Genomic DNA, 13,983 nt, shown 5'->3' on the forward strand with positions numbered 1-13,983 from the left:
CAACCTGAGTTGATGATGCGTTCCCCATGGCGGTGAAGCCGATGAGGAACGCGCGGCTCATGCGCGTTTCAGCGCCGGCTTGCCATCACTCGTAGGGCTTGGAGGAATGGTGGACCACAACGCGCAGCACACCGTCATCGCCTTTCTGGAACGTCCAGGTTTTGTCGACGTAACCAACGTTGCCTGCTTCGTCCTCGGTGTACATCCAACCCATCGTGGTGGCGGTGTCGCCATCGATGCGAATCACAGCATTCTCGGTCCAGGCATTCGCCCAGGACGAGCGGTCGCCGTTTTCATCAGGAGTACTGCCAATGGCGAAGCCAAGGTCGTCGTACTTGTCACTACCACCGACGAAGTAGGAGACGGCGCCCTCGCGGGTGGGCCTGAAGGTGTTGTCTCCGTAGGCCCAGGTGGGCTTGAAGGCCACTGCACCCTCCTGGTAGCCATAGGCCGCGTCGATCACTGCCCCGGCTAGTTCCTCAGCCGCATCAAAGCCTTCGTCCTTGTAGGTCTGGCTGATGGCGACCAGGGCATCGGTCCAACCCTCCTGGGCAGCCAGCACCTCTTTCTTGGTGATCAGGTTGTCGATATCGAAGCTTCTGTTGTTGACCGTGTGATTCTTGATCTTTTTGGGTTCATCAACCGTCTCATAGGGACTGGAGGAGTGGTGCAGAACGATCCGCACGTTGCCTAGATCGTCTTTCTGAAAGCCCCAGGTTTTATCGACGTAACCAACCGTGCCGTCCTCTGATTCGGTGTAAAGCAGACCTTGAACAATGGCCGTTTCGCCATCGAACCGTCTGACGGAGAGATCAAACCAGGAATCTTTCCAGGCACTTCTCTCACCCGTCACAGGATCGGGAGCAGAGCCGATGGCGAAACCAAGGTCGTCGTAGTCCTCATCTCCGCCGACGAAGTAGGACACAGCACCTTTTCGGGTGGTCCTGAAGGTCTGGTCTCCATTCGCCCAGGTGGGTTTGAAAGCGACGGGACCGATCTGATAGGCATAACCTCCATCGATGACAGCTTCGGTCAGTTCTTTTGCCGCTTCGAAGCCGTCGTTTTTATAGGTCTGGCTGATGTCCACCAAAGCATCCGTCCAGCCATTGAAGGCATTGCGAACTTCTCGTCTGGTGATGTTGTTTTGAAAAGGAAGCGTTTGTGTTTCTAACGATGATTCATTATGGGACCGCTTGAGGCTATTAGAGAGGGGATCAACGCAGTCGACGATCGCTGCTTGGGCAGACTCAGTTGAAAACACTAAGAGTTATCCGTAACAAATTAAATGTGGCGACGACGACAAAACAGGACAGTATCGATTGATACTGTTCTGGCGATTGAGCTTGCTGGTTTCATTCAACCAATCAGAGAACATTGGGCCAGTTCTGGCCCGGCAAGCGTTGGCTTAAATGACATCCACTTCCACGACTGGAATAACCTCCAGGTTGTTTGGATAATTCGCCAGAAACTCCTCTTTATCGGTGTTCAAGAGCAGGGTATTAACGCCGTCGTTCCCTTTGATCTGTAGGTCATCACCCTTCTGGTTGAACTGAAGGTCGATGGCATACACGACACCAATTCCATCTTGATTGACATTGAAGTCAGTCACCACATCCTTCCCTGAAGAGAGAACAAAGACGTCCTCACCCTTGCCGCCAGTGAGTGTGTCGTTGCCCTTGCCGCCATAAGCGACGTCGTCGCCCTTTCCAGCTTTGAGAAGATCTTTCCCACTGTCGGCTAACAGAACGTCAGAACCCTTGTTGCCGCGAAGTTTGTCGGCCCCTTTACCCCCGTACTGATAATCATCTCCCCCGGCTCCGATGAGAGTATCGTCGCCAGCCCGTCCTCGTTGTTTGTCGACTGCCTTATTGCCCTTGTATTTTTCATCCTCTCTTGTGCCGCGTGTGATGACATCAAAGTTGTCTTTGGACGGTTGCTTTTCAATGGTGACAACACGAAGCTGATTGTTCTCTCCAGCACTTCCACCATCACCAGCGATCCCGATCGACTCACCATCAATCTTTGAATCATTGCCGGTGTCTTGCGTGGAATCTCCGGGGAAGTCGATGCCTCCTCCTGATCCGGAGCCGCCGCCATTGTCATCATCGTCACCGCCACCACCACTGTTGCCACCTCCATCTTGAATTGGTTCGCTTGGATTCTCGTCATCGTCAACTTTTGACTTGATCAGAATGCGACCTTTTAAAGAGTAATCTGAATTTTGAATATATTTCTCGTTCACTTCGCTGAATTCTAGATTTGTTTCGTCTATAATGTATTCGCTTCTCTTTCCCTCCTTTCTTGGCTTGAAAATCCAAATCTCACGATTTTCCTGATCTACAGGGCTTTCTATAAGAACACCCATTCTCAGACCACTATCCTCATTTGTAATAATTACAGCCTCATGGTTGGCTGAATCGTCAACCTCTGCATCAAGTTCCGTAACTGCTTCGCTGAAATCACCTTCATAGTCTTCAATGATTGACATTCCACCTTGTGAAATGTATAAATCTTTGCCATTGCCACCAATAAGGGTATCAGCAAGCTTCTCGTTGAATTTTATCTCTTCGGGTTTATATTTGCCCGGCTTTAATTTACTTGATTTTAAACCAATTATATCTTTTTCGTCATAATCATGATTGTTGCTGTAAATTTCGTCGTCTCCATTTCCTCCGTCTGCAAAGTTGATGCCATCGTCTTTCTCTTTGGTTCCTGTTATTATTAGATCATCATCGTCACCTCCATAGAGCGCATCATTACCTGACTTACCTTTCAGAGTATCGTCACCACTCAATCCAAAAAGTGTATCGTCGTTATCATTTCTTCCCTTGAACGTCACTCCTTTTGGTGTCTTGGCCTTAGAGCTGGGGCCATCATCACCGGTTACACCTTCATCGAAAGTGTCAAAGCCATAAATTGCTGTTGGGCATTCTCCCCATTTGGGCATGTGCTCATCGCTTAATTTTGATCCTTCTCCAAATGCATCGGGTTCTTCATCTATTCCTTCAACACACCAACCACTCAGGTCTTGATTAAATGACTCGGCATTCTTAAACATTTTTCGCATGTCATCAACATAATGCACATCCCATTTCGAAATATCTTGATTAAATTCTTTGGCGCCCTTGAACATTTCCTCCATGTCATGAACATTAGACACGTCCCAATTTGATAGATTGCTATTGAAATTCTCTGCACCGGAGAACATTCTTATCATAGTCTCTACGTTTGAGACGTCCCACTCGGAAATGTCACTTTCAAACTTGATTGCACCGTAGAACATGGAACCCATGTCTTCCACCCTGGAAACATTCCATTTTGAAAGATCACTATTGAAATCCTTGGCATCTTCGAACATATAATCCATTTTTTCTACCTTGGAAACATTCCAATTAGAAATATTAATTTCATCCTGGAACGTTGAGTCCTCAAACATGCCAGTCATTTTATCTACCTCCCCAACATCCCATTTCGAAATATCTACGTTGTTGTTAATAGAATCTCTGAAAACATACATCATATTTTCTACGTTGCTAACGTTCCATTGAGATATATCAGCAGAGAAATTTTCGGCTCCTGCTATCATATCGTACATACTTTTTACATTTTCAGTATTCCATGTCGAAATATTGGCGGTGAAATCTTTGCTGTACTCAAAAGCTGCTGACAAAGAGTCAACATTGCCGACTTTCCAGTCAGATAGATTGCTTTTGAATCCATCTGTTTCTCCAAATATTCCAGTAAAGTCTTCGAGATTACTGGTATCAAGTGATTCAATAGCTTCGTTTTCTGATGATATGTTTGCCCCTCTAAAAGCGTGTTGTCCAGATGCCAGCTGATTTTTAATTCTGCCAGATTCAGTTAGCTTTTTATCGATATCTGCCTCATTGAAATCGTCTTTTGTTGTACTCCTTGATCCAATTTGTTGAATACCGACGAGCCATTCCAGATTTTTTTGCCCCTAAAATTACCCTTATTGTAGTCATAGTAAGAACTATTGTCCCAGTCAAAAATTGCCCGGTAGTCGTAATAACTGCCACCTTTTCCTTCTCCAATAGTCTGAAGATCAGAGAGTAATCTCTTTGTCGGCAATTCTTGCTCGCTAATACGCCTGCTCGATCGAAAGTAATGAAAATCATCTTCGCTTTGCCCGAGCAGTTCTCCTACTTGTTTGACGGACAGCCCAGTTTTTTCGAAAGTTGTACGATGTTCATCATCATCTTGATCCTTTAAATATATGTCTATACTATCATCGCCTGCCTTCGCGATTTCGGTCACAGTTAAATACTCAGGTAAAATCAATTCATACGGAAAGTCTTCCGAGCTGTTGAATCCATCTTCATTCTTGCTTTCGAATATATCTGCTCCAGGAGAAAATGTATAACTTGAATTTTTATTCGCACTTTCAGATGAAATGGAGTGATCAATTACAAAGTCTCCTCCGCTGCTTCCAATCACATGATTCTCGCCACCTCTTGTATTGATAGATGTGCTTAAATCTGATTTTCCGCCTTTTTCGGAGAAATCCCAACGCTCTGGAAGTTTGTCTCCTCCAATGAAATCATATATTGCATCTGTCTCAATAGATTTGAAGTAAATTTCGTTAATTTCTTTGTCTTCATTGCTAGCATTTGTTTGCGATTCATTGCTGCCTATTTCTTTATTTGAATACTGGATTAAGTATTTAGGATTTGAAGTGCCTGAAGTCGAAACAGTGATTTTATCTAACGTTCCTGCATAAACCATGCCTAGTTCGGCGCTCTCTCCGTTCGTATTTGTTTCGTCTGAAAATAGTGGTACTAGCAGCTCCGGGGAGTCAATTGTGACTTCTTTGGCTTTTGAATTTTTGACGGTTGTTACAAAATCTCCAATTTTGATTAAAACATCTTTGCCTTTTTGTTTGATTTCTGGCTCTTCGTCGATTGGAAATGTTGATGGTCGATGAATGATTCGATCACCTTGCTTTGGATTGAAATCACTGATCTTGTCCATCCCTTCTGAAAGGATGAAATCATCGGCTCCTTTTCCCCCATTCAGGATGTCATTGCCCAGGCCTCCATCAAGAATGTCGCGTCCCTTGCCTCCTTCGAGGGTGTCGTCGCCCTTGCCGCCCTCCAGTTGATCGTCGCCGATATCGGCGGTAATCAGGTCATCACCGCTTCCGCCGTTGAGGCTGTCGTCGCCACTCCCTCCATCAACTGTGTCGTTCCCTTTGCCGCCATCCACGCTGTCGTCGCCGGCGCCGGCCTCGATGCTGTCGTTTCCTGCGTCTCCATCAACATCATCATCTCCCTCACCGCTCTCCACCAAATCGTCTCCGTCTCCGGCGTCGATCACATCCGCTGCAGCCGTCCCGCCGATCTCCTCATCCCGCAGCAGTGCACCTCTCTTGCGGCGCCCTGTGATCAAGCTCTCGTCCCATGTACCCCAGCGTTGAGCAACAGTTGCCTTAGGAGAACGCATCTGGCCCGTATTGAACATATCCTTTCATCCTGAACTTCGCTCAGTCGTTTGTCATCCCTCAGTTGGGGGAGTCTGGATTTGGCGGCTTTTTCGTATCAGCGGAGGGCGTTTTGGTTCGCCTTACAACCCTGAGCTGCCGTATCAATCCGTTCCCTCGTCTTGTTTCTGCTGCTCCATCTGCCGTTGCCGCATCGCAAACCGCTCACGATCGGCATCGCTGAAGCGATCAACGCAATGCACACATTGCACCCCTTTGATGGTGGTGGGATGGTCACGCTGCTCCGGTGACAGCGGCAACCCGCAGGCATGGCAGATGCTGTGTTCGCCGGGTTCAAGCCGGTGGTTCAAGGCCACCCGTTGATCGAACACAAAACATTCCCCATGCCAGCGACTGTCGGCTTCCGGCACCGTCTCCAGATACTTGAGAACGCCGCCGCGCAGGTGGTGCACCTCCCCGAAGCCGTTGTCTTGCAGATAGCTACTGGCCTTCTCGCAGCGAATCCCACCGGTGCAGAACATGGCAATGCGCTTGGGGGCTCTTTCTTGCACCAACGCGCGCAGCCCGGTGTCAGCCCAGGCAGGAAAATCGCGGAAACTCTCGGTTCCAGGATCAATGGCTCCCTCAAAGGAGCCGATGGCGGTTTCGTAGCTGTTGCGTGTATCGATTATGAGTGTGTCGGGATCATCCACCAGAGCGTTCCAATCGTCTGGATCCACGTAGGTGCCTGCGCTGCTGCGCGGGTCAACGCTCTCCACCCCCATGGTCACAATTTCCTTTTTACGCCGGGCCTTGAAGCGACGGAACACCGGCTTCTCGGCCCAGCTGCGCTTCACCTCCAGTGGCTCCTCCGGTTTTTCGGCTGAGTTCAGTGCCTCCTGAATCCGTGCCAGAAGTTGGTCCACGTCGATTTTGGGGCCGCTGATTGTGCCGTTCACGCCTTCTATGGCGATCAGCACGGAGCCAACCACACCGCCATCAGCTGCCAGGGTTGGCAAGTCAGCCAACAAGGCCTCCCGTTGATTGTCGTCGAGCGGGCAAAAGGCATAGAACGCCGCCACCAGCGTTTTGCTCGTGTTGGCCTGCCGCTCTGTCGTGTTCATCGGTCTGGATCGATCACAGCAGTGGCCGCTGAAGGTTTGTAGAACATGATCCTGTTTCCAGTGTTCTGGCGATGTTGCGGATTCTGTATTTCGGCAGCGTCGTCTTCACTGCGTTCTGGTTGCTGCGGCTGCTGTATCGCCGCTTTCTCGCCATGCGTCAGGTGAATGTGATCGTGGAAACACCCGAGCGTACGGCGACGATCAAAGCGCTGGAGAGGGCCTGGTCTGTTGATGAGAGCGTGGATGATTCGACGGATCCAAAGGCTTGATTGCCTGCCTGCCATGGCTGCCGGCTGCTCTCCGTCAGGGGTCTCAGCGCTGCTGATGCTGATGGTTCTTCCGACAGCTGCACAAAGCCGAATCACTGATCGTTGATGATTCCAGCTCAGTTCATCTCTCGCCAATCACTCAAGGCACATGATTCGACTTCGGGGTTGTTTCATCGAGTAAGAAATCTTGAATGAATTTGTTAAAAATACAGGCTGCAATGGCATTAGGTTTTTGGTCTGTCATCACGATCCTGCCGGGCTGAAACGGTTTTCTCGCGCATTGGCGCCTGTCCATGACGTACGCATGGGCGCAACCAAACGCTGACGAGCTCTTCGGCCCATGCCAACATTTCTATGTTGCATAGCCTTAGATGTCCTCGGACGGTCAGAAGTCAAGTGTCGAACGCGACTTGGATGCGAATGGTTTTATAGATGGTTCTAAACGCTACAAACTGACGACCGGGGAGGGATCCCTTCCGCTCAGCAACTGGAAGGGGAGAACGTATTCGGACAAGACTTCTCAGCGGTGGGACGCCGAGCGGGCGGTTGCTGACGGCTCCGGTTTCAAGGTCCTGCTGAGAGGGCAAGGCTCGAAGGAAGGCCTGGTCAAGGTGCTCGAGGCGAATGCCTCTGGAGTGATCAACAGCTCCTCCAAATGGCAATCGATCGACAAGGCACTCAAGAGGGGCCTGGAGAGCGTCTTCGGTGATGAGATCCGGAAGGATGGCTTCATCGGCCACGACCCGCGACGTGATGCCGATGGCGACGGATTACTCGATCGCGGCCAGAGCAAGGCCTACAAGATCCTCACCGAATCAAACCCGATCACACTCCAGTCCAAAGGGGGAGATCCGCTTTCCAGTGCCAGCTCCAAGCGCTGGGATGCCATTCAGGCGGTGGTCGTCGAAAATGGGTTTCAGGTTCTGCTGCAGAAGGGAAAGCGCAGCAAAACTGCGTTCCAGCTCCTTGATGTCAACTCGGATGGTGTCATCACTGGCAAAACCTCCTGGTTGCCATCGGTCGAGGCTCTGCTGGCTGGCTGGGATTCCCGATTCCGGGAGGCGATCCTGACGAAGGGGAGCAGTGGCGGCGGCATCACAGCGGCGTCGGTGGAGGACGACGCCCCGGTCGGCCAGCTGATTTACACAGCATCCGCAGAGGATGCCTCAGCGGTGACCTTCACGCTGGAGTCCCTCAATGAGCTGCCCCTGGCTGGTCTGTCGATCGATGCTGCCAGCGGAGAGGTTCGTCTCGACCCTTCTGCACTGATTCCTCTGCCGGACAGCATCGGCTTCGCTGTTGTGGCAACAGACCTGGCAGGAAACAGCAACCGTTTGGACGTGCAGGTGTCGCTGTCTCAGACCATCGTCGATCCTGGCGAGGCATCGACAGAGAGCGAGGGTGACGTCAACGCTCTCAGTGTCGAGGACACGCCGCAGGATGACAGTGTCGAGGATGACGGTGTGGTCGGTGTCGGTGTGCAAGACCCGACTGAATCAGGCTCTGAACAGGGCGCGGTGTCTGAAGGATCAACATCTGATGACGCCGATGATGCCGATGGCGATGATTCAGGCACCGACGGACCCGAAACAGAGGATGACTTCGTCCCTGTATCCGATGAGATTCCGGTTGATGATTCTGAAATTCCGGTCCTTGAGCCTCAGACTCCTTTCGAGGACGACAGTGTCCCCACACTGACCGTCGCTGTCGACAGTGAATCGGACGGGGTCACAAACGACAGTACTCCTGTGTTTTCAGGTGAGGCAACGGCAGGCGCCACCGTTGAAGTGCTGTCCGGTGAGGTTGTGCTGGGAACGGCGGTGGCCGATGAGCAAGGGGCATGGCGTCTTGCTGTTGCTGACGATGCAGCACTTGCCGATGGAACGTACGTCTTTGCGGCGCGGGAGCTGACAACCGATGGCGGGGATCCATCCAGCTCTGAAACATCGACCCTCACCATTGATCAGACGGTGCCGGAGTTCACCTCCGAGCCGGAAGCTGATGCCACGATTGAGCTGACGTCGGCTCAGGTGGATGCAGATGGCGATGGTCTGCTGGATGGAAGTAACGGATCCAAGATTGTCGATGGGAACAAGATTATTCAAATAAAGTTGCAGAAAAAGGGGCAGATTTTCGAGGGTTCAACTGACGACCCCATGTTGGGTTATGACGTCATCAGCGCTGTTCCGAATCCAGATGCTGAGCAAGAAGGTGCCTACAGGCTTTTACTGAAGGGAACAGGCACGAGCAACAAAGGCCTATTTGGTGAGTGGTCAACTGATTCGGATGGGCATCTTCTTGCCTCCAACGAATCTGTTGAAGATTTATGGATTTCCGAAGAGCATGCGCTCAATCAAGGCTGGGAAGAGGTCTATGGAGATCGGATTAAAATTGACGGAGTGATCACCGAGGGACTGAAGACAGATTTCAGCAACACATACTTTGTTGCGAAGGATGGCGATAACACAAATCCGGGCACGATTGAGCTCCCCTTAGCAACAATTACGCATGCATCCACCCTCGTTCAGCCAGGTGATCATATCAAGCTACGTGGAGGTATATATAAAGAAAGAGTAAATATTGATAACATCCATGGCACAGAAGAGGAGCCAATAACGATTAGCAACTATGACGATGAAAAGGTAGTAATTGAAGGCGCAAAAGATATAACAGCTGAATGGGTACCTTTCGAAGGTAACATCTGGAAAACAACAGTTGATTTTGATATCACTCAGTTATTCCTTGATGACGCGATGCTCATTGGAGCACGCTGGCCAAATATCAACAAGCACTGGGATGAATACGATGAGTCTGATGGTGACAATCCGACTCCAGGCAGCTACTGGGATTTAGGAACACGTTCTCATGCGGATCGAATTGTAGAAGAAGGAGCACTGAAAAATCGCTTTAAAAATCAAGACGAAAGTCATAGCCTATCTGATCTGAATGTCAGTGTTGAAGGTGGTGTCGTTGTCGTTCATGGAGTTGGACCAAAAGTTCTTGATATAACAGCCCACACCGCTGGTGAATCAACATTTGAAATCTCATCTGGGGCCGAAGATAGGACTCTCTTGGAGAACTACTACATCACTGCCGATCTTGATCTACTTGATTCAGAGCGTGAATGGTTTTATGATAAGGAAACGAAGGAATTATATGTTTGGCTTGAAAACAACGCCAATCCCAATGAAGCATCGATCAAGGCACGTGGTTATACCGAGCAAGAACACCAGACAGACTCTGATCGGATTCTAAAAGTATATGATTCGTCTCATATCAAATTTGACGGAATCACACTTCAAACAGGTTCGTTTCACTTGCAAGGTTCTCACAACCTGACCTTTGAAAACAGTAAGTTTTTGTATTCAGGTCACCACAAGCAAATGCTTGGCGCGGATATTAATAAGGCAGAGGGTGATTATGAAAACTATGTCAACGTTAATGGCAATGAGACGGGTGGACCGGCTGGATTACAGGATCGAAATGGCGACGCCAGTTTGACCTGGCGTAGGAGCGAATTTGCGAATTCCTATTCACTTTTGCTTTATCACGGGCGTGGTGGTTCAAATTATCTTGTGGAAGATAGCTATTTCCACAACAAGCCCCACGGTGGAGGCATGTTGTGGAGCGCTGGAGTGAATGATGGAAATGTCGTCCGCCACTCAACATTTCACACGGGCGGATGGGGTGGTTTGGGTAAATTTGGGAATAGAAAAGCACAGCAAGGAGGACAATCATTAGCTGAATTCAACCGAGTTTATAACTTTTTCTTTCATGGTGATGACTCTGGAATCCAGGTGAACCGCGGCAATGTCATGGGAACGACATTGCGAAACAACTGGATCCACGATATGCCAGGAAGGAATGGCATTCGCTTTGATGGCGATGCTGCTGGGATGGGAGGAACTGTACAAAATAATGTCTTGACTGGTTCCAAACGTGGTACTCGGTTGAAAGGCGATCTGCACACAGTAGTTAACAATACCGCCTTCGGGAATTCTCATATCGACATCAATGTTTCACATGATAAATTCTATGGTTTTACAGAAGGATATGATCCAGCAGTTGACGGAATCATCCGCCCAACAGCTGAGAATAATTACTTCAACGTTTACGAATTTCGAGCTGAGGGACGTCGAGGTTCTGCGGAAAAACAAGGGAATAAACACTCCATTGCAGTGAATAACGCGGGCAATCAGGATTTTTATCCGCCGGAATACAAAACACCTGGTATTTATCAGGCCAATTCAACGACTCGAAGCAGATCTAATGTTCTTCAATCTGAGCTACGTGATCCTGAAAATTTTGACTTCCGCTTAAAAAGTGACTCTCAATTAATTGACGCAGGTGTAAAACATTCTAAAACAACTGATGGCTTTTTAGGTTATGCACCTGATATTGGAGCCTATGAATTCGGAGATCTGAACTATTGGATTCCTGGTCACCGTACGCAAAAGGCACGAACTCCCATCCCTGCGGACTCGTCACCGAGGGCAAGACCTACCAGTGATCTCATGTGGCTTGGAGGGATCGATGCCATTCAACATCGTATTTATTTAGGCAATGATCCAAATAACCTTGAATTGAAGTCTGAACAAACAAATAATATCTATACACCTAATAACCCATTTGTGCCTGGTGAAATTTACTATTGGCGCGTTGATTCAGTTAAAGAAGATGGAGAAGTCGTCACGGGCGATGTTTGGGAATTTTCGATTCCATTAGGACAGGCTAAAGCAATCCCCATTGAAATGGTGCATGTGGGGGATGCAGGGAATCAGGCCAACTTTGATGGTTACGGGAACGTGCCATATGAGTATTACATCAGTAAGTACGAAATCACAAACGAGCAATACGCGACTTTTTTGAATGAAACAGCAAAAGTCAGCTCACAGGATGGTCTGACCGACCGATACCATGAATCGATGAGAATTGATAGGCAAAAAATTAATGATGAGTTCGTCTATACAGTTGAAAATGGCTACGAACAACATCCAGTCAATTATGTTGACTTTAGAAGTGCTTTACGTTTCTGCAATTGGCTAACTAGCGGTAATATCAAACGAGGTACTTACAACAGTATTTGGGGAAGCAACAACGGAATCAACAAGCGCAATTGGAATGAAATGGAAATTGGCGCAGTTGCATTGCCGACAGAGGACGAATGGTACAAAGCTGCATACTTTTCTGGTCAACCAGCGCCTGGGGATTGGACCAATCAAGCTCCTAGTGGTTGGTCAGTCAGCAACGGGGATAAGCACGGGAAACCTCTTTCAGAAGAATCACAAAATGCTGAAAAAACAGAAGAATTCAATGGCTGGACTTTCCACAAAATAAAATCCTGGAGTCGTAATCGCTCCCACAAACGAATTCGGAGTCATTTTGGTCGTGGCGAGGGGACTATCGCAGTTATCGACCCCTATGAATTCGCGTCAAAAGCAGATGGGGTAACAACCCAGTCTGAAATGTCAACGCCGCGTATTGATATTTCTGATGCAGCAGCTGGCCAGTTAAAACTTAGTTTTGATTCATCATGGCCGAAGCATACTGCTGATTATGCTTCAGTTTTTATTTCCTACGACGATGCTGATCCCGTCCCAGTATTTCCAGGCAAAGCATCACCACAAAATAAGTGGGGAATTAATGCAAGAAAGACGGTTAACCTCAACAACCCTGAAGGAGCACAATCAGCTGTTGTCACATGGAGCTACGAAAACGATGCTAATTTTTGGGCTATCGATAACATCCTTGTCAGTGATGAGCAAGATAATGAATATTTTGGCGAAGACTTTGAGGGACTTGAGCTCAAGCCTTATCAATCCAGTACTCTTCCAAAAGGAGATCAAGGATACTTTTCAAATGCGATTCAGGATGGCGACCTTTCAAGATGGCCAACAGGTCAATATTCCGATGGACCGCCATACGCGGTAGGAAGCCACGACAGTCCGTCGTATTACGGCACTTACGACCAAGCCGGAAGTTTGCGCGAATGGCTTGAGGCTGACAATTCTTTCGAAGGCGCTAATACAAGAGCTCGTGGTGGGTTCTACTCAGCGAAAAGCAAAAGTTTTTTCACAGCATCCTCAAATGATAATGGAATAGGTATAAAACGCAAGAGTGATAATATTTATACTGGCTTCAGAGTTGTCAGTTTATACCCCATTACCTCGGAGCCCGATGGGTTAAAGAATCAACGACCATCTTGGATTGCTGCGCAGTGGTCGTTGGGCGATGCAGTCGTAGGTAGTTTATTCTCCAGCCCCCTTTCTGAGGAAGTATTTGATGCAGATAATGATCTCAATGATCTGACCTTTACTCTATTGAGTGGGCCGGCGTGGCTTTCGATTGATAGTGAAGGGAATATCAATGGTCGGCCTGCATCAACAGATCTTGGCTTAAATGAAGTCATGCTGCGTGTGACTGACCCTGATGGTGAATACAGCGATACAGAATTTCCAGTCAAGCTAAATGTAACCCTCTCGGGAGATGATACGGATCCTGTCACTGACCCGGTCGCGGATCCTGTCACCGATTTAGTTACGGATCCTGTCACTGACCCGGTCACGGACCCAGTCACCGATTTAGTTACGGATCCTGTCACTGACTCGGTCACGGACCCAGTCACCGATTTAGACACAGATTCAGTCACTGACCCGGTCACGGACCCAGTCACCGATTTAGTCACGGATCCTGTCACTGACCCGGTCGCGGATCCAGTCACCGGACCAGTTACGGACCCTGTCACTGATCCGATCATTGATACGATCAAGATGATCGGTAATGGTCTTTTTGGACCGAACAATGCCGATTTGATTACAGACTTTGATCCATCGTCACAACGTCTGGAAATCGATGTTCAATCCTTCGGGGCTGAGTCTGACGCGAGCTTTGCAATCAGTAGGGCTAAAAGATGGAAGGCAGCAGCAAAGCTTGATGCTGATTTTGTCTACCGTCAACGTTTTGGTAAACTCTATTTCAATCCCAATGGTTCTAATAAAGGATGGGGCGCTGGCGGTTTGTTCGCTGTGCTTGAAGGAAATCCTGTTTTGACATCTGAGATTGTTGATATGACATAGGAATGAAATAGTTGAGATGATGATAATTCGACGTTGATGCGAAGCATCATGTTTAATGTTGATGATTGTTGTTT

General features: G+C 48.6%; 6 protein-coding genes. 2 read left to right on the top strand and 4 right to left on the bottom strand.

The window, feature by feature from the left end:
* Positions 1 to 85: 85 nt before the first annotated feature.
* The 4 genes from KR100_RS14420 to KR100_RS06930 all read right to left on the bottom strand — a co-directional run bounded on the left by KR100_RS14420 (position 86) and on the right by KR100_RS06930 (position 6,564).
* Complete coding sequence (locus KR100_RS14420; protein ID WP_156097967.1) at positions 86 to 1,087, bottom strand: hypothetical protein; 1,002 nt, start codon at positions 1,085 to 1,087, stop codon at positions 86 to 88.
* Positions 1,088 to 1,405: 318 nt separating this feature from the next.
* Positions 1,406 to 3,949 (bottom strand): BspA family leucine-rich repeat surface protein, encoded by a 2,544-nt coding sequence (locus tag KR100_RS14425; protein WP_369793841.1) that lies wholly within the window; start codon positions 3,947 to 3,949, stop codon positions 1,406 to 1,408.
* Positions 3,862 to 5,463, bottom strand: coding sequence for a calcium-binding protein (locus KR100_RS14430; protein ID WP_162176492.1), 1,602 nt, complete (start codon positions 5,461 to 5,463; stop codon positions 3,862 to 3,864). The genes KR100_RS14425 and KR100_RS14430 overlap by 88 nt, the downstream gene beginning before the upstream one ends.
* Before the next feature lie 141 nt (positions 5,464 to 5,604).
* Positions 5,605 to 6,564 (bottom strand): rhodanese-related sulfurtransferase, encoded by a 960-nt coding sequence (locus KR100_RS06930; RefSeq protein ID WP_038544322.1) that lies wholly within the window; start codon positions 6,562 to 6,564, stop codon positions 5,605 to 5,607.
* A gap of 71 nt (positions 6,565 to 6,635) precedes the next feature.
* Between KR100_RS06930 and KR100_RS06935 the strand changes: the two genes are divergently transcribed.
* Together KR100_RS06935 and KR100_RS06940 are read left to right on the top strand one after the other, a co-directional pair.
* Positions 6,636 to 6,833, top strand: a complete 198-nt coding sequence (locus KR100_RS06935; protein ID WP_038544324.1) for a hypothetical protein — start codon at positions 6,636 to 6,638, stop codon at positions 6,831 to 6,833.
* Positions 6,834 to 7,204: 371 nt separating this feature from the next.
* Positions 7,205 to 13,909, top strand: coding sequence for an SUMF1/EgtB/PvdO family nonheme iron enzyme (locus KR100_RS06940; protein ID WP_038544327.1), 6,705 nt, complete (start codon positions 7,205 to 7,207; stop codon positions 13,907 to 13,909).
* The last annotated feature ends 74 nt before the right edge of the window (positions 13,910 to 13,983 follow it).

It is taken from the genome of Synechococcus sp. KORDI-100, from assembly GCF_000737535.1.
Taxonomy (GTDB): domain Bacteria; phylum Cyanobacteriota; class Cyanobacteriia; order PCC-6307; family Cyanobiaceae; genus Parasynechococcus.

Bases quoted from the DNA above. Each gene is read 5' to 3' on its own strand.
- KR100_RS14430 (WP_162176492.1), bottom strand. From the start codon at position 5,463: ATGCGTTCTCCTAAGGCAACTGTTGCTCAACGCTGGGGTACATGGGAC.
- KR100_RS06930 (WP_038544322.1), bottom strand. From the start codon at position 6,564: ATGAACACGACAGAGCGGCAGGCCAACACGAGCAAAACGCTGGTGGCG.
- KR100_RS06935 (WP_038544324.1), top strand. From the start codon at position 6,636: ATGTTGCGGATTCTGTATTTCGGCAGCGTCGTCTTCACTGCGTTCTGG.
- KR100_RS06940 (WP_038544327.1), top strand. From the start codon at position 7,205: ATGTCCTCGGACGGTCAGAAGTCAAGTGTCGAACGCGACTTGGATGCG.